Source organism: Gammaproteobacteria bacterium (assembly GCA_040183005.1).
GTDB lineage: Bacteria > Pseudomonadota > Gammaproteobacteria.
Genome location: JAMPIW010000002.1, coordinates 339,440 through 360,503 on the forward strand (window position 1 = coordinate 339,440; position 21,064 = coordinate 360,503).

Here is a 21,064-nt window from a genome sequence, read left to right on the forward strand (position 1 = left end):
CTGATTTATTTCTAAACATTCGGGTTGACCCACAAAAAGAAAACCCCGCATCGAGCGGGGCCATCTTTCACCCCGAAGGGCGCCTATTACTTGTACCTTTTGGACTCAGGCTTCAAAACGGGATGTCATCGTCAAAATCATCAAAATTCCCGCCAGGTGCCGGTTGTGACCCTGAACCTTTCTGTCCTTCGTTCTGGGTATTTGAGCTGCGCCCACCTCCCTGCGAAGACGGTCTATCCCCCTGAGAGGAGGCTGCGCGCGATCCTTCAGAGGAGAAATCCCCCCCGCCACCAGCGCGACCATCAAGCATTTGCATCTCGCTGGCCACAATTTTGGTGATATAGCGGTCAGCGCCCGTGGTTTTATCCTGGTATTTCTCCGTCTTGAGCGAGCCCTCGATATACACCTTCGAGCCTTTTTTGAGATATTCGCCCGCGATCTCCGCGAGGCGGTTGAAAAATACTACGTTGTGCCACTCGGTACTTTCCTTCTTTTCGCCGGTCTGCTTATCCTTCCAGCTATCGGCGGTGGCGACGGTTATGTTGGCTACGGCGGATCCGGAGGGCATATAGCGCACTTCCGGGTCTTTGCCGAGGTTGCCGATCAGAATGACTTTGTTAATGCCTCTTGCCATAGGGGGCCTCTTAATAGATTTCGGGTTTCAGGGGTACTTAACAAGCTGGAGATTTGTAACAACTATCTTACGCCTTCACCGCCGAAAATTCACGTAGTGCGTCATTATCCAAAATATGCGGATCAACCTTGAGGTAGGCGACGCCGTCTTCGGCAATGACCGTAACTTCGGCCACCCCTTTGACTTGCGCCATGCGCGCGGCCAGTTCGCGCGCCTGCCCCTCGTCGACCATGCCGACATTCACCATATGATTGCTCAGGTAACGTGGCGATCTCATGGTTGCCGCCAGCCCCGCCCAGGCCGCCGCGATAATGGCGCACAGCAAAAATACGCTTCCCAGGCCGAAGGCGCCGTATAACCAGCCGCCCAAAGTACCGCCGCAAAAGGCCCCCAAAAACTGGGTGGTGGAGTAGACGCCCATCGCCGTGCCCTTTTTATGAGAAGGCGCGGTCTTTGCGATCAGTGAGGGCAGCGTGGCTTCCAGCACATTAAACGCCATAAAAAACAGCACCAGCAACAACGAGATGCCTACCAGCGAATCATGGGCGAAGGTCAGTCCGGCTTGACTCAGCGCTACCGCTATGACCGATCCTACGAACACCTGTTTCATGCGGCGGTGCTTTTCGGCCTGGATAATGAGCGGCACCATCGCCACCATCGAAATCAGTTGCACGCCCAGATAAACCATCCAGTGCTGACCGGCATCAAGCCCGGCATGGTCACGCAGTGCCACCGGCACCACCACAAAGCTCGCCATCAAAATCATGTGCAGCGCGAAGATGCCGAAATTCAGGCGCAGCAACTCTTTATCCGCAAGAATATCCTTGAATTGCGCCGGGACGGCCTCGGCATCGCGATGGAATGTGCTGTGCTCCGGTTGCGGCACGCCGAAATGCAACACGGCGATGCCGCTCAGCGCCAGCACGGCGGTGAGCCAGAAAATGCCGGGCACGCCGATCCAGCCGTTGAGGACAGGCCCGATGACGAATGACAGGGAGAATGACAGGCCGATGGTCATGCCGATCACGGCCATGATTTTGAGGCGGTGTTCCTCGCGGGTGAGATCGGCGGCCAGCGCCATGACGGCGGCGGCGATGGCCCCGCCACCCTGCAAGGCACGGCCAATGATGACGCCAGTGATTGAGTCGGCCAGCGCGGCCACCACGCTGCCGATGGCGAAGATCACCAAGCCGAATGCGATGATGGGCTTGCGCCCGAAACGGTCGGACAGCATGCCGAAGGGGATCTGGAAAACGGCATTGGCGAGACCGTAAATCCCAATCGCCAGGCCGATCAGCATGGGCGTGGCGCCACTCAGATGATCGTGCGCGTAGAGCGAAAACACTGGCAGGATCATGAACAATCCCATCATGCGTAGCGCATAGATACTGGAAAGCGAAAACGCGGCCTTGCGTTCCCCCGGATTCATGCCCTGTTGATTTGCGTGTTGTTTTGTTCGTCGAACCACGGTGTGCTCTGCTCTTTGCCTGATGAGGGTAAAAGGGCGTATACTAGCAGACCTAGTCAGGTAGTAGGTAGTCGCATGGAAACCATCCGCATCCGCGGCGCCCGTACTCATAATTTACAAAATATTGACCTTGACCTGCCACGCGGCAAGCTGATCGTGATCACCGGCCTGTCCGGCTCCGGCAAGTCATCACTGGCCTTCGACACCATCTATGCCGAGGGACAGCGGCGTTACGTGGAGTCGCTGTCGAGCTATGCGCGCCAGTTTCTGGCGATCATGGAAAAGCCGGACGTGGACCACATCGAGGGCCTATCGCCCGCGATCTCCATCGAGCAGAAATCCACCTCGCACAACCCGCGTTCCACGGTCGGTACCGTTACCGAAATCTACGATTACCTGCGCCTGCTGTATGCCCGCGCCGGTGAGCCGCGCTGCCCGGAACACGGTGTGGTGCTCGATGCCCAGACCGTCAGCCAGATGGTCGATCATGTGCTGGCGCTGCCCGCCGAAACGCGGCTGATGCTGCTCGCGCCGGTGGTGGAGGGGCGTAAGGGCGAGTACACCGAGGTGCTGGAGGAGCTGCGTGCGCAAGGTTACGTGCGGGCACGCATCGACGGCACAGTGGTGGAGCTGGATCAGGCGCCCAAGCTCGATCTGCGCAAAAAACACACCATCGAGGTGGTGGTGGACCGTTTCAAGGTGCGCCCTGAGGTGCAGCAGCGCCTGGCGGAATCGTTCGAGACGGCGTTGCGCCTGGCCGACGGTCTGGCACGCGTGGCGTTCATGGACGATCCCGAGCACGATGACGTGGTGTTTTCCGCCAAATTCGCCTGTCCACAATGTGGCTACAGCATCACCGAGCTGGAGCCACGCCTGTTCTCGTTCAATAACCCGGCGGGGGCCTGCCCTGGATGTGATGGTTTAGGGATCAAGCAGTTCTTCGACCCGGCACGCGTAGTATCCAATCCCGAACTGAGCCTGGCGGGCGGGGCGGTGCGCGGCTGGGATCGCCGCAATGCCTACTACTTTCAGATGATCGGCGCGCTGGCCGGGCATTACGGATTCGATGTCGAGACTCCCTTCCAGGAGCTGCCGCAACGCGTGCGCGACATCATTCTGTTCGGCAGCGGCAAGGAAGAAATCGAATTTGATTATTACAACGATCGCGGCGTACCCGCCCGGCGCGCCCACCCGTTTGAAGGTGTCATCCCCAACATGACACGCCGCCACCGCGAGACCGAATCCGGCGCGGTGCGCGAGGAGCTATCCAAATACCTGAGCACCCAGCCCTGCCCCGACTGCCAGGGCGCCCGGCTGCGGCGTGAGGCACGTAATGTGTTTGTGGGTGGCAAAACCCTGCCCGAAACGGTCGCCATGCCGGTAGGACGGGCACGGGAGTTTTTCGGCGGGCTGATACTGCCCGGCTGGCGCGGTGAAATCGCCGCCAAGATCGTCAAGGAAGTCGGCCAGCGGCTGGATTTTCTGGTCAACGTCGGGCTGGACTACCTGACGCTGAACCGCAGCGCCGATAGCCTGTCGGGCGGTGAGGCACAGCGCATCCGGCTCGCCAGCCAGATCGGCGCGGGGCTGGTGGGCGTGATGTATGTGCTGGACGAGCCATCCATCGGCCTGCACCAGCGCGACAACGAGCGCTTGCTGCACACCTTGGTCTATCTGCGTGACCTGGGCAATACCGTGATCGTGGTCGAGCACGACGAGGACGCCATCCGCCTCGCCGATTACGTGGTCGACATCGGCCCCGGCGCGGGCGTACACGGCGGCAAGATCGTGGCGCAAGGCACGCCGCAAGAGATCATCGACAATCCTGCCTCGCTCACCGGACAATACCTGTGCGGCCACCGCAAGATCGACGTGCCCATCGCACGCATCGCGCCCGACCCGGAGCGCCAACTGCTCATCCGTGGCGCCAGCGGCCACAACTTAAAGGGCGTCAATGTCGACATCCCGCTGGGACTGATGACCTGCGTCACCGGCGTGTCCGGCTCCGGCAAATCCACCCTGGTCAACGACACCCTCTATCGTCAGGCGGCGCGTGCGCTGTACGGCAGCACTGAAGAACCCGCACCCTGCGCGGAGATCATCGGCCTGGAGCAGTTCGAGAAGGTGGTGAGCATCGACCAAAGCCCCATCGGGCGCACACCACGCTCCAACCCCGCCACCTACACCGGCCTGTTCACGCCGATCCGCGAACTGTTCTCGGGCACACAGGAGGCACGGGCGCGCGGCTACAATCCGGGCCGCTTCAGCTTTAACGTCAAGGGCGGACGCTGCGAGGCCTGCCAGGGCGACGGCGTGATCAAGGTGGAGATGCACTTTCTGCCCGACATCTACGTGCCGTGCGATGTGTGCAAGGGTAAACGCTATAATCGCGAGACGCTGGAAGTGCGCTACAAGGGCAGGAACATCCAGGAGGTGCTGGATATGACTATCGAGGACGCGTTGAACTTCTTCAGTGCCGTGCCGGTCATCCACCGCAAGCTGCAAACCCTGATGGATGTCGGACTGTCCTACATCAAACTCGGCCAGAACGCCACCACCCTGTCCGGTGGCGAGGCACAGCGCGTCAAACTGTCACGCGAACTCTCCAAGCGCGAATCCGGCAGCACGCTCTACATCCTCGACGAACCCACTACCGGCCTGCACTTCCACGACATCAAGCAACTGCTCGCCGTGCTGCACCAGTTACGCGACCACGGCAACACCATCGTGGTAATCGAACACAACCTCGATGTTATCAAAACCGCCGACTGGCTCATCGACATGGGACCGGAGGGCGGCGACAAGGGTGGCGAAGTGCTGGTCGTCGGCACACCTGAAGACATCGCCGCGTATCCCGATTCGCACACCGGGCGGTTTCTCAGGCCGGTGCTGGAGCGGGAACATCTGGCAGCCTGACGGGCTTAGCCCGAATGTTTCATAAATTCGGGTTAGGTCACAATACTGTTCACTTAAGAAAAATTCCGTTCGCCCTGAGCTTGTCGAAGGGCCTTGGGTGAGTGGCTGGTGGTTCGACAAGCTCACCACGAACGGTTAAGTGAACAGTATTGGGTTAGGTCAGGACTGCCCCGTATTATTGGTGTCGGTGTAAATCTCCACGTCCATGAACATCTTCTTGGAGATGGCGCCCTGGACTTCGCCTACAAGCCATTAAAAAAGGATCTGAGCGACGCGACTGATTACCCTTTGAGCTTGTTGGCAATTTGCTGGCTGACATTCCGCCCCTGCACATCTTCCTCCACCGCCATCAGGAACAGGAAGCGCCCGCCGTTGGATTGCTCCCACTGGTGGCCCACCTGCATTTTCTCTCGCGAGTCGTCGTTGGTTTTATAGGGCTCGCCCTTGTATTCGACCATCAACACCCGGCCATCGGTCAATTCACAAACGAAATCCGGATAGAAGTAATCCGTCGAAGTTGGCAACCAGAAAGAGAAACGATCCTCCCTTTCCACGTTTCGCACCCAATGCTTTATTTGCGGGTTCAGGTCGATGGCTTGGGCGCACAAGAATTCCTCAGCGAGCTGGCCGTCAGCACGCTTCTCGCGCAAGCCGTGGATCACTGGATAATAGTGATGCTGGAAACGGTAGCGCCCGGAATAGAACGGCGGTCGTGCCGGGTAATGATTGGGGTGAAAAGTGAAGGCATAACGAAAGCTCTCTTCCAGCCGTGGGGCGGCAAAAAAGCCCGGCAGCGACTTCTGAAAACCCGCCTTGACCGCAGCTTGCCTGCGCCGGTCAATCTCCCGCCGCACGGCCTCCGCCAGCGGATACTTGGCGCGCACCAGCGCCGTAAGTGTGAGACTCCGGTCGGCAATCAGGTGGCGAACCAGTGCCAACAACCACTTGATGAGCACGGCCTGACCCACATCAATCTGGCGGCATTCCCGATCCAGCCAGCGCACCAGATCGTTTTCGCTGGCATGGGCGGCAATTTCGTTGAGGTGAAGCTGGCCGCTGTCCGTGGCCTGATAGACCACCTTGCCGCCCTCCACATCAATTTCGAAAGCCGCGCCGCTCTCGCGGATGGTAAAACCGGCCAGGTTCATCGGCTCCGCGAATAGATCAAAATCGCCTAATTCAGAAAGCAACCTTTTTTCCACCGGCTGCACTTCGCCATCCCAATCGAGGCACAGTTGCGGCAGGGGAGCGAAGCGCTCACCCCGCGCCGATGGCGCCAGCAGTGCCGCCTGCCGGGTACGCTCGCGCTCTATAGCCTCTTTCACCGCCTCTTGCTGTTTCGCGCCCTTGCAGGTCGTGAGCAGGAAATCTTCCACTGCCTCGGACAATTCTCCACGCACGATGGCCGTTGCGCCGTTCGTGGTGGGGCGTATCTCAATACACTCCTTGAGCGCCTCGGGAATTGGTTGTGTCGGTGTTACTGGCAGTGAAATCACTGCTTCCGCCGGGCGAGGTTGGTGGTGGCCGCTGCCATCCAGCAAAGGCAATATGCTCTGCGCCGGGGCAATTGCCAGCGCGGCCTCATACGCCTCAAAGCCCATGTTGTTCACCAGTCGGTCGGCCAGTTGATCCGCCACCCGCGCGGTCACGCTAGAAACCATGTGAGCATAGGCCTTGCTCAGTTCCGGTTGATTACGCGGGCGGGCATAGGGCATACGCAGCACTCGTCCGAGAATCTGCTCCACGTCCTTGGAGCTTTTCATGTCCTGTAAGCCGCACAGCACATAGGCAAAGGGGCAGTCCCAGCCTTCCTTGAGTGCTTCCACGGTGATGACGTAGCGGATTGAGCAGGCCGGATCAGCTATCACGATACCGTCCAATTCCTTCTGGTCGCCGGTGGCCACGGCAATTTGCTTGCGGTCGAGTTTTTCGCCATCAGCACTCGTCAGGTGCACCAGCAGTTTTTCGACCGTAGCCTCACCGTTCTTCGGCTCGGCCTGAAACAACAGCACCGGGCGGATGAAGTCTGGCTCCCTGGCCGCCAGCGTTTCCAGTCGGTCACGGGTCAGAATGGCGTCGCGCACCGCATCTTTCCAGCCGGTCGGGTGCTCCATCAGCACGATAGGCAGCTTGATCATGTCTTCCCGCGCCAGCGCCTGCGCGCCAACGTGAAACAGCACATTGCTACCGCTTACCGGCGTGGCGGTCATTTCAATCAAACAGGCCGGGTGCAAGTTTCTAAGAGTGCGGAAGGCCAGATCGGTGCGGTTGTTGTGCGCCTCGTCCACCACCACTATCGGCTGATGGAGCGTCAGCCAGTTAGCCAGCGATGCCTTGATCTTGCCGATGTCGGCGGCAGTCAGATAAGGCTGGGCGGCAATATCCGCTTCCGTCACCTTGTCCAGCCGCGCTTCCTGTTGTGGCGTCAGTGCCTGAAAGTGGGGCGCAAGGCTTTCATCGAAGGAATAGACATTGCGCTTGGTTTTGTCGGTAATGGCAAAGGATTGAATCGTCGCCACCACGATAATGGCGGAACCGCTCACACTATTCTGGCCCACCTCATGCCGCCCCACTGTGGCCAGCTCATCCAGTGCGCAAACGCGGACTCTTTCGCCGAAATACTCCGTCAGCGCCTCGCGGCAAGGGTGGCGCGGTGTCGAGAGCGAGGCCAGGGTCTGGGAGCGGATGGCATCGGAAGGCACCAGCCACAAAACCACCGGCGCGTCGGTATCACAGTAACTTTTGCCTACCCGCGCCACCGCATGGGCAGCGAGAAAAGTCTTGCCGCCACCGGTGGGGATACGCACGCACACTGCAGGTACCTCGCCCAGCGCATTGGCGTCATAATCGGCCTGCCAGGCTTGACCATTCTTTTCCTGCACCGGCGCACAATCCTGCCAGGCAGCTTCCAGCCCGGCCATGCGCAGCTTGCGAAAGAACGCATCCAGCGTCACCAGCGCCTTGTCCTGATAATCCTTGAGCTTGAACATGGGTTAATCAGCGCTTTGCTTATCGGCAGGCTCTGGCCGCACTGTAGCCGCGACCTTATCGGCTACAATAAGCCGGGTCCCCGTTTGCTCGGCCAAGCGGCGGGCCTGCGCCGCCGCGCGCTTCATGGCTTCCTGCGACTTCAGCAAATCAGGAAAGCGCAGAATGAGTTCGGGAGGAATGGTCATGGTTTGACTCCCGTGTCCAGCAGTACGCTTAATGCATGCCTGACCTCACTCTCGTCGGCACTATCCAGCCGCCCCAACACGCCCCGCACCAGGCTATGATCCAACGTAAAAAGTTTGAAGCGCACCTTTGACGGTGTGCTCAGCCCCGCTGCTTGCAGGTTATGCAAGACACAGTCAAGCGGCCAAGGTGGATTAGCCTCGGAAGTAATCATCGCCATCACCGAGTGGCCAATGGGTGTATTGAAAGCCGTTTCATCCGAAAGAATCAACGCCGGTCGGTTTTTCGTCGCATTGCGGTCGGAAAACGGGAATGGCACACGAACCACATCAAAAGCCCTATAGGTCACGATAAGCCACCTCATCAGCCTGCTCAGCCCATTCGGTCAAGGAGGCCGCCACTCCAAGGAGATAATCATTATCTTCCTGCAACTCGCGGCGCTTTTTTCTGGCAGCGACAAACTCAACAAAATCAAGAACCTCAAGCAAGCGCACATCGTCCATTTGATGCAAACGTTCAAGGATCTGGTTTTCCAGCAGGGTATTCATGGGTTTCCTCCTGTTCAAAGATTAGCGCGCCTTGATGTCGTAGGGAATCTGCTTGAAGGTAATGCCCGCCTCGCGCAAGCGCGTCTCACCCAATCGGGTGGTTTCGCCGTAGATCACGCGTGGACCATCATGGGGGAACTGTTCTTCAAGGTGCGCCAGCACAGTGGAAGTCAGTACGTTTCCGCCCTGCGGTCGCCGGTCACCCAGGATGCCGTTATAGAGTAGATAATAGGCCGTGCCGTTATGGATGCCGAGCAAGGGTGTTGGCATTGGCATTAGCGCACCCTCTCCCCCTGCGGGGGGAGAGGGCTGGGGTGAGGGGGGCAATCCCCACGGCTCCCCAGTCTCGAAATGCCAGAGAAAGGCGGCCAGCGCCTTGAATCGCACGGCGGGGTGAATGCCGCCATCGGCATCGAACACCGGCTCGCCCAGGGTGTGAAAGCGGAAACCGCCGCCGCCCTGCCAGCCGATGGTTTTTGAAATGCCGCCCTGCTCGCCATCAATCACTTTTTGCAGTCGTGGCAGGCAATGGGTGACGGCGTGCTCTCCCATCTCGATGCCGATCCAGCGGCGGCCCATTTTATGGGCTACGGCAGCGGTCGTGCCGCTGCCAAGGAAGCTGTCTAGCACGAGATCGCCGGGGGTCGAGGCAATGTGGAGGATGCGTTGCAAAAGAAGTTCCGGCTTGGGGGTGCCAAAAGCGTTTGAGAACAATGCTTTCTGCTCTGTCATTGAGATCTGTGTACTGCCAGCATCCGATGCCGTCCAGACACTTCTTGGAACCACGGGTTCTGCATTGGTAAGGAACATTTTCATCCGAGGAGCTTTTGAGTCGCCGTTCTTTCCCCAATATAGCAGTCCCTGTTCCTCATTCTTGCGGTGCGTTTCTTCGCCGTAACGCCATGTAAGGGTTTTTGGAGGAAAAACCAGTTCGTTTGTATTTGGATTTCGGATGCCGTAGTACAGATTCGGTCGTTCTGCTCGCGTTTTGTTGCCGGTATATGTTACGGAGTTCCAGTCCCCACGCGTGTCGTTATCCGGGTTTTTGTAGTACGAGTTTTGCAACTCAGTGCGCTCAAGGCGGTTTAACGACCACGTATTTTTTTTCTTTGCGAAAACTATTACGTTGTCGTGGTCGCTGCTGAAATGAGTGGCATCGTTGGCAGGAGAAACTCGTTTCTGCCAAACCACATTCGTCACAAAATTCGACCGCCCGAATACTTCATCCATCAACACCTTCAGGTAATGCCCCTCGTTGTCGTCTATGGTCACCCAGATGCTGCCGTCCTCGGCCAGCAGTTCGCGCAGCAGCACCAGGCGGGGATACATGGTGGAAAGCCATTGCGAGTGCTCCAGCTTGTCGTCGTAATGCTCGAAGGCGGATTGGGTGTTGTACGGCGGGTCGATGAAGATGCACTTCACCTGCCCCCGGTAGAAAGGCAGCAGCGCTTTCAGCGCCTTGAGGTTGTCGCCCTGAATCAGCAGATTTTCCGCGCTGGTATCACCATGCGCGGATTCAAATTGCAGCAGGTGGTAAGGCACATCGGCGGCACTGCTCACCGCCTGGGCCTTATTCACCCAATCGAGAAACGGCATCGGTATTCAGGCCGCGCGGCGGAAACGCGGCAGCCACTGGTCACGGTGGCTGAACAGCAGCACTATGGAAGTATAGCTTAGTAGTGTGACGGCTTTGCCCAATTCCTCATCGCCTGGGCTATCTTCCACAATGACAATCCGCTGAGATTCTTCCGCGCCAGCGGATTTGAGATCGAACATCTGGCCTGAAGCCTTGTACACATTGCCCCAGTCCACCCGCTCATCACCGTAAGCCACGGGCTGGATAAACTGGCGGCCTGCCGCAGGGTCGTCAATGGCAAAAGGGAACTTAATCTGATGGCCGGAAACCCCGCTGACTGTGATGTTGCGTTGCAGCTTCTTGCCCGCCACGGCTTCCAGTTCCTGCCCTACGGTGGCGATAAATTTCTGCTCTCGGGTCTTTGGTCTCCAGCTTTCTTCCGCATGGCTGATGGCAATGGCCGTGTTCAGTACTTCGGTTACAGTGCGCGCCAGGTTGTCCTGATCGGTCACCGCCATCAGCGCGCCACCTTCGGAAATCTTCACATCAGCGAACTGCGCGCGGATTTTGTTCAGCCTGTATGGGGTGAGCTCGGCACCGTGGGCGCTGGCGTGCATGAGGGTGTCGGCGTGGTCAGTCACCAGCCATTGGCCGTTGCCCGACGGTTCCAGAAACAGGCCAAGGTGTTCACCATCATCGAAAGTAAAGGGCGACCATAGGCGCAACGCGCCATTCTGGCGCGGCGCGCAGGTGTAACCAAGATTTTCGAGTAAGTTGGCGCAGTTCATTTTCAAAGTAAGTTCAGTTGTATGCTGGAAGGCGACTTGAAACCGCCTTCCACAGCCAAATTGGCCTTATGACAAAAGTAGTCGAACAATGCCGAGAAATCTGGGAAATCCGGCGAAATCGGTTCGGCATACCCATATCCATCTTCTGACCAGGTATGCTCATGCGTTCCCGGCCCAAAGCGCTTCCTATACAGTGCCCGGCCTTTGCCACAATTGTTGGTATGCTGTCCATCCGGGTCAAAGTCAACGGCATAAACCCGGTCAACCCGGTAAACCAGCCCGCAATTGTATTTGTCTCCAGCAGCGCCCACGCTAGGCCTCCACTGGACAATAAACTGGACATCTTCAACCACCACTCCATCAAGCTCAACCGCGCTGACATATTCCCACCATTGGGGGTCTTTCTTCATTAGCTTCTCCCGCCAGTTCATGGGAACAACTGTATTCTTTGCGGCAGCCATGAAGATGTCAATATCAGTTCGAGTCGTCATTTCCTGGTGCGTTTACAGGCCAACCTTAGGTGGCATTATTGTTTTGGTTCGTATTTGCTTGGTTGTCGACTATAGCCGAATGCCAGTATACGACTTTACTATACATGCGCGGACTTGGAGTCAACAAGTTATGTTATTTCACTACCAAGCTCGCCACGACTAAACCGTGACATTCATAATCTGCATATTCACAACCGCATCGAAGTACTCAGCCTGGGCCTGTTTCCGGGGCGGATTACGCCCGCCAATATTGAGAGAGCCGGTTCATTTGCGCGCAACCCGTTGATTGCCCACAATCTGCGGGAATTCCCAGAACCGCCAAATGTGGATGCCGGAGAAGGGGTACGGATGATGTTTAGCCTGATGAAGACCAGCGACCTTTACCCGCCTTTTTACAGGGAACTTCGCGATCAGGCGCAAGAGGCTGTATCGGTAACGCCACTCAACGAGGCGCGCCCCCCGATGTGGGAACAAGTTAGCGGCTGGATCGACCGCAATGGCCCTATTTCCAATGCTGACCTATGTCAGATTGCCGGTACCGACACCTCGCGTGCTTCGAGAATGCTCAAACGGTGGGTCGAGCAAGGGGTGCTTGTTCAGGCTGAGGGGCGCGCCAAGCGCAATATGGTCTACCACAAACCTGTTCAGAACGGGAGGGAGGATGAGCCGAGGTTATTTGCAGACACATCTAATAATAACGACAGATAACGAATCAACAGCAATAAAAACAAACAGATATAAAGTTGTTTATTTTCATGGGGTGGTTTTCATGATCTCGATTTTCGGCTGATCACCTCAAAAGCTGGCGCGGTTCAACGCCTATAGTTTATTATCCATGCGCCAGATAACAATGCGAAATAAACAATAATGTGCTTAATAAACAACATGGTATGTGGCACATTATTATCTTGAGGCTGAAGACCGCCCCCATGTATCCCGGAAATGAACGGCCAAAACAATGCTCAACAACCTGATCTCCCGATCCACCCTCGAAGACCTCGCCGGCAGCACCGCCTTCCAGCGCGGCGAGGAATATTGTTATGTCGGCGCCGTCGAGCGTCTTCGTGCGACAGATGGCAAGATCACCGCCCAAGTTGAAGGCACGGAAACCTATCAGGTCGAGCTGCGGGATGACGGTGGCGATCTGGCCTACGATTGCACCTGCCCACGCGCCGCCGACGGTTATTTCTGCAAGCACTGCGTGGCGGTTGGTTTGGCGTGGCTGGAAGAGAACGCGGCCGCTCCAAAATCCGGCGCCGCCTCCGGCAAGAAGAAGCAGCGCGATCCGTGGCGCGATATCAAGGAATATCTGACCACACAGCCATCGGAAGCCTTGGTCGAGCTGTTGCTGGACGTAGCCCAGCGCGACGATAGGCTCTACCAGTCGCTATTGCTCAAGACTGAACGTAGCAGCAGTGGCGGGAACGTGGCCAAGGCGTACCAAAGGGCCATCGACGGCGCGACGCGCATCCACGGCTTTGTCGACTGGCGGGAGGTTGGCACCTTCGCCGGTAATATCGACCAGGTGGCAGATTCACTGGCTGAACTGCTCAAGCCCGACACCGCCGCCATGCTGGTCGATCTGGCCGAGTACGCCATCGAGCGCGTCGAGAATGCGCTGGAGCAAGTTGACGACTCGAACGGCGAGATCGGCAGCATCGTCTATCGCTTGGGCGAATTACATTTGAAGGCCTGCACCATGGCGCGGCCGGAGTCCACAGGGCTGGCCGAACGTCTGTTCCGGTTCGAGACAACGCTACCATTCGGCGTGTGCAGCTTCGATGTCACCACTTATGGCGACGCCCTCGGCAAGGAAGGTCTGCGCCGCTATCGAGAGCTGGCGGAAGCCGAGTGGCGCAAGCTCAAGCCACGGGATGTGAAGGACAGCTACGATACTCACCGGGCAACGATCACCCGCATCATGGAGCGGCTGGCCGAGGCGAGCGGCAACGTCGAGGAACTGGTGGCTATCAAGTCGCAGGATCTTTCGTCCTGCTACCGCTATCTCGACATCGCCGAAATCTGGACCAAGGCCAAGCAGCCGGACAAAGCGCTGGAATGGGCGGAACGCGGCCTGAAGGCTTTTCCGGAGCGGCCCGACAACCGGCTCCGGGATTTTCTGGTGGCGGCGTACCTTGCGCGCAAACGCAATGACGAGGCATTGCAACTCACCTGGATTCAGTTCGAGGAGCGATCGAGTCTTGAACACTACAAGAAGCTGCACGATGTTGCCGGCAAGCTCGGCCTTTGGCCGGAGCAGCGCGACCGGGCATTGGCAAGGGTCACCGAGATCATCGCACGCGAGGCGAGTGCGACGAGCCACTGGAAACCGAAGCCGTCGATGCCCAACTACTCGTTGCGTGTGGAAATAGCGCTGTGGGAGCAGGATTTGGATGCGGCCTGGACAGCTGCACATGAAGGCGCCTGTGATCGCGGCCTACTCGTCACATTGGCCGGTAAGCTCGAATCTTCGCGTCCCGATGATGCCATTAACCTCTACCGCCGCGTGGTGCCGCCCATCGTCGCACAGACCAATAATACTGCCTATGAGGAGGCGACTAAATTTATTCGTAAAGTGGGCGCGCTAATGAATGCGCAGAACCAGTCACGGCAATTTGGCGACTACCTAGCGGAGCTACGTGTGCAGTACAAGCCGAAGCGGAATTTCATCAAGTTGCTGGATGGGGTGGCGCGGAGTGCTGTGAAATGAGTGCCGAGGCGTCCATTTGACCCTCCACCGTTTATTATCCATGCGCCAGATAACAATGCAAAATAAACTAAACATGTCAGAAGTGTCCGGCAATTTCGCAAAGACGGCTATATAACATGATGATGTTGAATAGGAAAGTGTGTGTTTAGGGGTGTCACCGACTTGAACGTGAATTTTTTGGGAAACTGGGGCTTTCCCCCCAGGAGTTTCCGTCATGTATTCAGGCCAGTTGGTGTTCGCACAACTCATGGAGCATTTGCCCCTTCACACATTCCGTCGCTGCGTGCAGCGCTACCCTTCCAAATATCCCACCAAGACTTTTTCGCATCTCGATCAATTTCTCTGCATGGCGTTCGCGCAGCTGACTTACCGCGAAAGCCTGCGCGACATCGAAACCTGTCTGCGCGCCCACCAAGCCAAGCTCTATCACTTGGGCATACGAGGCAACATCGCCAAGAGCACGCTGGCCGATGCCAACGAGCAACGCGACTGTCGCATCTACGCGGATTTCGCGATGAGCTTAATCCAGACCGCCAGAAAGCTTTACGCCAGCGACAGCTTTGCGGTCGAACTGGAACAGACGGTCTACGCACTCGATACCACGACCATCGACCTGTGCTTGAGCGTCTTTCCGTGGGCACGCTTCCGCTCCACCAAAGCTGCCGTCAAGATGCATACGCTGCTCGACCTGCGCGGCAACATTCCAACCTTCATCCACATCAGCGATGGCAAGATGCACGAGGTCAATGTGCTCGATATCCTGATACCCGAAGCCGGCAGCTTTTACATCATGGATCGTGGCTTCACCGACTTCGCTCGCTGGTTCACCCTGCATCAAGCACAGGCGTTCTTTGTCATCCGTGGCAAATCCAATCTGCTCTTTCGTCGCGTCTACTCTCGCACCGTGGACAAGTCCACTGGACTGCGCTGCGACCAGACCATTGCATTGACTGCTCGCAAGGCCAGCAAGGATTACCCGCAGCACCTGCGACGCATCAAGTTCTACGATGCCGAACACGACAGGTTTCTGGTCTTTCTGACCAACAACTTCGACCTGCCTGCGCTGACCATCGCTCAGCTTTATCGTTGCCGCTGGCAGGTCGAGCTATTCTTCAAGTGGATCAAACAGCATCTTCGAATCAAGCGGTTCTATGGCACCACCGAGAATGCAGTCAAGACGCAAATATGGATCGCCATCGCGGTTTACGTCGTGGTCGCCATCGTGAAAAAGCGGCTCAATACCGAGGCTTCGCTTTACACAATCCTACAGATTTTGAGCCTGACTCTTTTCGAGAAAACGCCACTCGATCAATTACTTAAAAATGCGGAGACGCAAATGAGCATGCAGAAAGACAATAACCAATTGAATCTATTCAATTAAATTACCGGACACTTCTGTAAACATGTTATTAATAAACAACATGATATGCTGCGCGTTATTATCTTGGCGCAAAAAACCCGCCCTCAAACCTCATAATCAACCAGACGCCGTTCCGAGCGCACCGCCATCACAAACCCCTTGACCTCTTCGTGCAGCGGATGGCTTTGATATACATCCAGCGCCGCCCTGCTCTCGAACTCGGAATAGAGCGCGACATCGGATGACGCATCCTCCTTGCTGAAATCTATTCCAACCTCAAGGCGCAACATGCCGGGGATCTGCCCGTTAAGCGCCTCCAAACGCCGCTTTACTTCCAGGGCATTCTCCGCCGCGCTACGACCTGCGGCGGTTTCTTTGAGTTTCCACAACACAATGTGTTTAATCATACCTTTCTCCGCTCTCGACTATTTTCACCCGCTGCGTCACCCCGCACAATAATTGGTAAGGAATGGTCGAGGCACAATGCGCCACTTCTTCCACCGGCAACCCTTTCCCCCACAACGTCACCGGGTCACCAATCTGCGCGTTGGGTTGACTGCTCAAATCGACGGTGATCATATCCATAGACACGCGCCCGATCAGCGGTACCCGCTTACCATTGACCAGCACCGGCGTACCCGGCGTGGCGTGGCGTGGATAGCCGTCGCCGTAGCCAATCGCGACGACCCCTACCGGCATATCCTGCGGGCACACCCAGGATGCCGCATAACCAATCGCATCACCCTTTTTGAAGTGGTTTACGGAGATAAGTTTGGAAGTGAGTGTCATCACCGGCTTGAGATTATCACTTACCGCCACGCCAACAACGAAAGGCGACACACCGTACAGCATAATGCCTGGGCGCACCCAATCGGCATGGGTCTGCGGCCAGCCGAGTATCCCCGCCGAATTGGCGATGCTGCGCTCACCTTCGATGCCGGCGATTGCGGCACTAAAGCAGGCCAACTGACGTAGCGTCTGCGAACTATGGCGGTCATCGGCACTGGCGAGATGGGTCATCAGACGGATCGGGTTAGCTACCCAGCGGCATGCCTTGAGACGCCGCCAGGCATTCTGCGCGTTTTCCGGGGCAAAGCCCAGCCGGTGCATGCCTGAGTCGATTTTGAGCCACGTGGGGATGGGTGTCGATAAGGGATGCGCTTCGAGAATGTCGAGCTGCGCGGCGTGATGTATCACCACACCAAGGCGGTGATGCTGGATCAGCGCCAGCTCCTGCGCCTCAAAAAAACCTTCCAGTAGAGTGATCGGGGTATCGATGCCAGCCTCGCGCAGCACGATGGCCTCATCGATGCTTGCCACGCCAAAGGCATCGGCGCTGGTATCGGCATGGGTCAGCGCGCGCGCCACGCGCACCATGCCGTGCCCGTAGCCGTTGGCCTTGATGATGGCCATCACATGGCGTCCCGGCGCCGCCTCGCGCACGCGCTGCAGGTTGTGCCGCAACGCATCCAGATCGATCAGCGCCGCAGCAGCACGCGCCATTTACTCGCCATCGTTGTAGCGGTTGGATGTGAAGTTTTCAAATCGCGTGTATTGCCCGAGGAAGGTCAAGCGCGTGGTACCGATGGGACCATTACGCTGCTTGGCGATGATGATCTCCGCCGTGCCCTTGTCCTGGCTATCCGTGTTATAAACCTCGTCACGATAAATGAACACGATCAAATCCGCATCCTGTTCGATAGCGCCGGATTCGCGCAGGTCCGACATCACCGGGCGCTTGTTGGGGCGCTGCTCCAGGCTGCGGTTGAGCTGTGACAGCGCGACTACCGGGACACTCAATTCCTTGGCCAGCGACTTGAGAGAACGCGAGATTTCCGAGATCTCGGTGGCACGGTTTTCCTTATTGCCCAACACCTGCATCAACTGCAGATAGTCGATAACGATCATGCCCAGGCCGTGCTCACGCGCCAGACGACGCGCGCGCGCGCGCAGGTCGGTGGGTGTCAGCGCTGGTGTATCGTCGATAAATAGCGGGGCTTCGGCAAGTATCCCCACCGCCGAGGTAACACGCGGCCAGTCGTCGTCATCAAGCTTGCCGGTGCGCAGCTTGTGCTGATCGATGCGTCCCAGTGACGACATCATACGCATCGCCAGCTGCTCGCCAGGCATTTCCATGCTGAACACCGCCACTGGCAGGCCGGTCTTGATCGCGGCATGCTCCGCCAAGTTCATCGCAAATGTAGTTTTGCCCATTGACGGGCGGCCAGCGACAATAACAAGATCCGAGCGCTGCAGGCCGGAAGTCATCTCATCAAAATCGCTAAATCCGGTGGGAATACCAGTGATCGGGTTGTCCTGCTGGAACAGGGTATCGATACGATCCACCGCCTTGACCAACAAATCCTTGATCGAAGTAAAGCCGCGCTTGCCGCGCGCGCCCCGCTCGGCGATTTCAAACACCAGCTTTTCCGCGTTATCGAGCAATTCGGGGCTATCACGCCCCTCCGCCGCGTACGCGCTGTTGGCGATCTCTGTACCAACGCGGATTAACTGACGAAATACCGAACGCTCGCGCACAATGGCGGCGTAGGCTTTGATATTGGCGGCGGTGGGGGTATTCTTGGCGAGCATACCAAGATAGGCCAAGCCACCGGCATTCTCCAACTCGCTGATGGCTTCGAGCCGTTCGGAGAGAGTAATTACATCGAAAGGAGTGTTGCGACTGGAGAGATCGACGATAGCGCGGAATATCAGGCGATGATCGCGGCGATAAAAATCCTCCTCGACCACCATGTCAGCCACCTGATCCCAGGCGCTGTTCTCGAGCATCAGGCCGCCGATGACGGCTTGTTCAGCCTCAATCGAATTCGGCGGGACCTTCAGCGCCTCGGTCGCCACATCGGGGGATCTTGTTGCGAAGGCTAAGTCGTGCATATTTTAGGAAAAAGATAGCGGGGATCAGTATCAGCTCGAAATTGCTTTCACTGATCCCCGTCTCTTGATCCCTAGCCTCTGATTACGCCTCAGGCGCTATGACAATCTTCACCTGGGCATTAACATCTGGGTGCAGGTGAATCTCGACATCATACTCACCCACTTGGCGCAGCGCCCCTGCGGGGAGTCGCACTTCATGCTTCTCAACGGCGACACCGGCGGCGGTCACCGCCTCGGCGATATCGCGCGTACCTACGGAGCCAAATAGCCGGCCTCCCTCGCCCGCCTGGCTGCGCACCGTGACAACTTTGTCAACCAGCGCTGCAGCACGCGCCTGAGCGGATGCCAGCACCTCGGCCGCTGCCTTTTCCAGCTCAGCACGGCGCGCTTCATATTTGGCACGATTCTCAGGGGTAGCAACCGCCGCCTTGCCACGCGGGATCAGGTAATTCCGGCCATAGCCAGGCTTGACTGACACCACTTCACCCAAAACACCCAAATTCTGAACTTTCTCAAGAAGAATCAAATCCATCTCACAATACCTCACTCACGCAGTGATAATAAAAACTGTTCAACCTTCAGCGGGCGGCTTCCGGTTAACGCCAAAATAAGATCGGATATTCAACCAATTGTCAGCAAGACCCACACCAGCCAGCGCCACTGCCACAAAAGGCAGTAAAATCGCCATCAAGGTATAAAGGGCCATCAACCACGCTGGGTTTGCCTTGGCAGCCGCGGCCACGCCATGCGCTACTGCAAGCCCTTGCAACATATACACCCCGGTCAGCACCACCAGCAGGTCTTTCGCAGCATCACCGATACTGCCCGAAACAAACAGGCCCGCGCCAAGCACAATCAAGGCCGGATAGGCCAGGCGATCCCCCAGGCGAAGAGCGTTATATTCACTCCCGAAACCACCTGGATTGTAGAGCAACGCCTGCCACCAGCGCGCGATTACCAGACTGAACAACAGGGTCAACACCTGCGCCCCAGCCAGTATACCGGTCATGCGCGACAACACGGCGCCCAGCACCTGCCGTACCTGATCGGCATCGCCCATACCCGCCTGCTGCATCGCAGGGAGCATAACGGCCTCAAACATCTTGCCCCACCATGCCGCCGGATCAGGCAGCACCGCATACACGGCGAGAACGATCAACCCACCCAGCAGCGCTGCCGCCTGAAAAGCCAGCGCCAGGGAAACGGTGGCTCGCAATAGCAGTGCCAGCAGCCACACCGGCAGCCAAATCACCGCTGCAAACACCAGCCCCGGTGCCGGATTCCCCAGTGTCACCAAGGTAAGCGCCGACACCCCTAGCGCCGCCCCTATAACGACAAAGACGCCTTCCCGCGCGCCAAGACGCAGCGCCACCAAGGCAACCACGGCCCCACTCACAACGGTCATCAAGGGCTGCGCGAATGGCAACAACAAAGAGAGGATGCCAAACAGCGCCGCTACCAGCATCGCCTGGATACGGCCGCGCATAATAAATGCGGCAAATTTTTGCATCAAACCGCGCTCGCGCTCGTATCAAATCACGCCGACGCCACGAAACCTATCGTCACCAGCACAGCCCCAGGAAATAAAGGCGCAGAGCTTAACAAAAACTCCCCGCGCCTTCCGCAATCAATGCGCGTCGCAATAGGGCAGCAATGCCAGATAACGTGCGCGCTTGATGGCGGTGGTCAACTGCCGCTGATATCTGGCACGGGTTCCGGTAATACGGCTCGGCACAATCTTGCCAGTCTCCGTGACGTAGTTCTTCAATACGGCGATATCTTTGTAATCAATTTCTTTGACTTTTTCAGCGGTAAAGCGGCAAAACTTTCTGCGACGGAAAAAACGCGACATAAATAATCTCCAGATCTATCGAATCAATTGTGATGCAAGGGTCGCAGCTTACTCTGCCGCCACTGCCAGATCGCCCTCGACTTCTTCGGCGATCTCTTCAACATCCGGCCGGAACTTGACCTCACGATCTTCACGGTCCTCAGTAGATTTGGCCAAAAGCGATGGCGTGGTGATCGCTTCGCTGCATGAGACAACCAGATTACGCAGCACAGCGTCGTTGAAGCGGAAGGCACTGGTGAGTTCGCTGATAGTCTCTGTGCCGCATTCGATATTCATCAGCACATAATGTGCCTTATGGACCTTATTGATCGGGTAAGCCAACTGACGGCGACCCCAGTCTTCAAGGCGATGGATTGCCCCACCCTTGGATTCGATAGTCGAGCGATAACGCTCGATCATGGCGGGAACCTGCTCACTCTGGTCTGGATGGACCAGAAACACGATTTCATAATGCTTCATTGAATTCTCCTTACGGTTTATAGCAGCCTTCTACGCCTTTGCTATTGAAATGACGCGGGAAGGCAAGGAGTGAAAATTTACATAAACAAACAACTACAACCAACTAAGCCGGACATTGTACATTACTCCTTGCAAACCATGCAATTTGTTTAACTCCGCCGCCAGGAAGAGTACACGCAGAAAAAGCTAAAAA

The 21,064-nt window shown here is 57.2% G+C and carries 20 protein-coding genes; 4 read left to right on the plus strand and 16 right to left on the minus strand.

What is annotated here, in order from left to right; translation table 11 throughout:
• Positions 1-112: 112 nt before the first annotated feature.
• Together ssb and M3A44_03180 are read right to left on the minus strand one after the other, a co-directional pair.
• A complete protein-coding gene (ssb, locus tag M3A44_03175; GenBank protein ID MEQ6340659.1) occupies positions 113-634 on the minus strand; it encodes a single-stranded DNA-binding protein in 522 nt (173 codons plus the stop codon).
• 67 nt (positions 635-701) lie between these two features.
• The gene (locus M3A44_03180; GenBank protein MEQ6340660.1) at positions 702-2,063 is read right to left on the minus strand and encodes an MFS transporter; all 1,362 of its coding nucleotides are present in this window, start codon (positions 2,061-2,063) and stop codon (positions 702-704) included.
• Positions 2,064-2,177: 114 nt separating this feature from the next.
• Here M3A44_03180 and uvrA point away from each other — a divergent pair, with 114 nt between their 5' ends.
• Entirely contained in the window at positions 2,178-5,018 is a 2,841-nt protein-coding gene (gene uvrA, locus M3A44_03185) for an excinuclease ABC subunit UvrA (protein ID MEQ6340661.1), read from the plus strand.
• A gap of 281 nt (positions 5,019-5,299) precedes the next feature.
• Here the strand turns inward: uvrA and M3A44_03190 are convergent, their stop codons facing one another.
• From M3A44_03190 to M3A44_03220, 7 genes are read right to left on the minus strand one after another with little or no spacing between them, the layout of a single operon-like run.
• Complete coding sequence (locus M3A44_03190) at positions 5,300-8,008, minus strand: DEAD/DEAH box helicase family protein (protein MEQ6340662.1); 2,709 nt, start codon at positions 8,006-8,008, stop codon at positions 5,300-5,302.
• A 3-nt stretch (positions 8,009-8,011) separates the two neighbouring features.
• Positions 8,012-8,194: a hypothetical protein gene (locus M3A44_03195; GenBank protein MEQ6340663.1), complete on the minus strand. Its 183-nt coding sequence runs from the start codon at positions 8,192-8,194 to the stop codon at positions 8,012-8,014.
• On the minus strand, positions 8,191-8,541 hold the full coding sequence (locus M3A44_03200; protein ID MEQ6340664.1) for a type II toxin-antitoxin system PemK/MazF family toxin: 351 nt from the start codon (positions 8,539-8,541) through the stop codon (positions 8,191-8,193). The genes M3A44_03195 and M3A44_03200 overlap by 4 nt, the downstream gene beginning before the upstream one ends.
• Positions 8,531-8,740 (minus strand): hypothetical protein, encoded by a 210-nt coding sequence (locus M3A44_03205; GenBank protein ID MEQ6340665.1) that lies wholly within the window; start codon positions 8,738-8,740, stop codon positions 8,531-8,533. Before M3A44_03205 ends, M3A44_03200 begins: the two co-directional genes overlap by 11 nt.
• 21 nt (positions 8,741-8,761) lie before the next feature.
• Complete coding sequence (locus M3A44_03210) at positions 8,762-10,336, minus strand: site-specific DNA-methyltransferase (protein MEQ6340666.1); 1,575 nt, start codon at positions 10,334-10,336, stop codon at positions 8,762-8,764.
• A gap of 6 nt (positions 10,337-10,342) precedes the next feature.
• Complete coding sequence (locus tag M3A44_03215) at positions 10,343-11,104, minus strand: DUF1828 domain-containing protein (protein ID MEQ6340667.1); 762 nt, start codon at positions 11,102-11,104, stop codon at positions 10,343-10,345.
• A 2-nt stretch (positions 11,105-11,106) separates the two neighbouring features.
• Complete coding sequence (locus tag M3A44_03220) at positions 11,107-11,514, minus strand: hypothetical protein (protein MEQ6340668.1); 408 nt, start codon at positions 11,512-11,514, stop codon at positions 11,107-11,109.
• Positions 11,515-11,709: 195 nt separating this feature from the next.
• Between M3A44_03220 and M3A44_03225 the strand changes: the two genes are divergently transcribed.
• The 3 genes from M3A44_03225 to M3A44_03235 all read left to right on the plus strand — a co-directional run bounded on the left by M3A44_03225 (position 11,710) and on the right by M3A44_03235 (position 15,686).
• The gene (locus M3A44_03225) at positions 11,710-12,303 is read left to right on the plus strand and encodes a hypothetical protein (GenBank protein MEQ6340669.1); all 594 of its coding nucleotides are present in this window, start codon (positions 11,710-11,712) and stop codon (positions 12,301-12,303) included.
• 250 nt (positions 12,304-12,553) lie between these two features.
• Positions 12,554-14,305, plus strand: coding sequence for an SWIM zinc finger family protein (locus tag M3A44_03230; protein ID MEQ6340670.1), 1,752 nt, complete (start codon positions 12,554-12,556; stop codon positions 14,303-14,305).
• 214 nt (positions 14,306-14,519) lie between these two features.
• A complete protein-coding gene (locus M3A44_03235; GenBank protein ID MEQ6340671.1) occupies positions 14,520-15,686 on the plus strand; it encodes an IS4 family transposase in 1,167 nt (388 codons plus the stop codon).
• A gap of 83 nt (positions 15,687-15,769) precedes the next feature.
• Here the strand turns inward: M3A44_03235 and M3A44_03240 are convergent, their stop codons facing one another.
• The 7 genes from M3A44_03240 to rpsF form a co-directional block, all read right to left on the minus strand.
• Complete coding sequence (locus tag M3A44_03240; protein ID MEQ6340672.1) at positions 15,770-16,072, minus strand: Dabb family protein; 303 nt, start codon at positions 16,070-16,072, stop codon at positions 15,770-15,772.
• Positions 16,065-17,168 carry an alanine racemase gene (gene alr / locus M3A44_03245; GenBank protein ID MEQ6340673.1) on the minus strand — a complete coding sequence of 368 codons (1,104 nt, stop codon included), beginning with the start codon at positions 17,166-17,168 and terminating at the stop codon, positions 16,065-16,067. The genes M3A44_03240 and alr overlap by 8 nt, the downstream gene beginning before the upstream one ends.
• Positions 17,169-18,560: a replicative DNA helicase gene (gene dnaB, locus M3A44_03250; GenBank protein ID MEQ6340674.1), complete on the minus strand. Its 1,392-nt coding sequence runs from the start codon at positions 18,558-18,560 to the stop codon at positions 17,169-17,171.
• Between the two features lie 82 nt (positions 18,561-18,642).
• Positions 18,643-19,092 (minus strand): 50S ribosomal protein L9, encoded by a 450-nt coding sequence (gene rplI, locus M3A44_03255; GenBank protein MEQ6340675.1) that lies wholly within the window; start codon positions 19,090-19,092, stop codon positions 18,643-18,645.
• A 39-nt stretch (positions 19,093-19,131) separates the two neighbouring features.
• Complete coding sequence (locus tag M3A44_03260) at positions 19,132-20,070, minus strand: DUF2232 domain-containing protein (GenBank protein MEQ6340676.1); 939 nt, start codon at positions 20,068-20,070, stop codon at positions 19,132-19,134.
• 117 nt (positions 20,071-20,187) lie between these two features.
• Positions 20,188-20,412, minus strand: a complete 225-nt coding sequence (gene rpsR / locus M3A44_03265; GenBank protein MEQ6340677.1) for a 30S ribosomal protein S18 — start codon at positions 20,410-20,412, stop codon at positions 20,188-20,190.
• A 48-nt stretch (positions 20,413-20,460) separates the two neighbouring features.
• A complete protein-coding gene (gene rpsF / locus M3A44_03270; protein ID MEQ6340678.1) occupies positions 20,461-20,871 on the minus strand; it encodes a 30S ribosomal protein S6 in 411 nt (136 codons plus the stop codon).
• Positions 20,872-21,064 lie beyond the last annotated feature (193 nt).

Coding starts and splice junctions, on each gene's coding strand:
- ssb (MEQ6340659.1), bottom strand. CDS start 634: ATGGCAAGAGGCATTAACAAAGTCATTCTGATCGGCAACCTCGGCAAA.
- M3A44_03180 (MEQ6340660.1), bottom strand. CDS start 2,063: ATGAATCCGGGGGAACGCAAGGCCGCGTTTTCGCTTTCCAGTATCTAT.
- uvrA (MEQ6340661.1), top strand. CDS start 2,178: ATGGAAACCATCCGCATCCGCGGCGCCCGTACTCATAATTTACAAAAT.
- M3A44_03190 (MEQ6340662.1), bottom strand. CDS start 8,008: ATGTTCAAGCTCAAGGATTATCAGGACAAGGCGCTGGTGACGCTGGAT.
- M3A44_03195 (MEQ6340663.1), bottom strand. CDS start 8,194: ATGACCATTCCTCCCGAACTCATTCTGCGCTTTCCTGATTTGCTGAAG.
- M3A44_03205 (MEQ6340665.1), bottom strand. CDS start 8,740: ATGAATACCCTGCTGGAAAACCAGATCCTTGAACGTTTGCATCAAATG.
- M3A44_03210 (MEQ6340666.1), bottom strand. CDS start 10,336: ATGCCGTTTCTCGATTGGGTGAATAAGGCCCAGGCGGTGAGCAGTGCC.
- M3A44_03215 (MEQ6340667.1), bottom strand. CDS start 11,104: ATGAACTGCGCCAACTTACTCGAAAATCTTGGTTACACCTGCGCGCCG.
- M3A44_03220 (MEQ6340668.1), bottom strand. CDS start 11,514: ATGAAGAAAGACCCCCAATGGTGGGAATATGTCAGCGCGGTTGAGCTT.
- M3A44_03230 (MEQ6340670.1), top strand. CDS start 12,554: ATGCTCAACAACCTGATCTCCCGATCCACCCTCGAAGACCTCGCCGGC.
- M3A44_03235 (MEQ6340671.1), top strand. CDS start 14,520: ATGTATTCAGGCCAGTTGGTGTTCGCACAACTCATGGAGCATTTGCCC.
- M3A44_03240 (MEQ6340672.1), bottom strand. CDS start 16,072: ATGATTAAACACATTGTGTTGTGGAAACTCAAAGAAACCGCCGCAGGT.
- alr (MEQ6340673.1), bottom strand. CDS start 17,168: ATGGCGCGTGCTGCTGCGGCGCTGATCGATCTGGATGCGTTGCGGCAC.
- dnaB (MEQ6340674.1), bottom strand. CDS start 18,560: ATGCACGACTTAGCCTTCGCAACAAGATCCCCCGATGTGGCGACCGAG.
- rplI (MEQ6340675.1), bottom strand. CDS start 19,092: ATGGATTTGATTCTTCTTGAGAAAGTTCAGAATTTGGGTGTTTTGGGT.
- M3A44_03260 (MEQ6340676.1), bottom strand. CDS start 20,070: ATGCAAAAATTTGCCGCATTTATTATGCGCGGCCGTATCCAGGCGATG.
- rpsR (MEQ6340677.1), bottom strand. CDS start 20,412: ATGTCGCGTTTTTTCCGTCGCAGAAAGTTTTGCCGCTTTACCGCTGAA.
- rpsF (MEQ6340678.1), bottom strand. CDS start 20,871: ATGAAGCATTATGAAATCGTGTTTCTGGTCCATCCAGACCAGAGTGAG.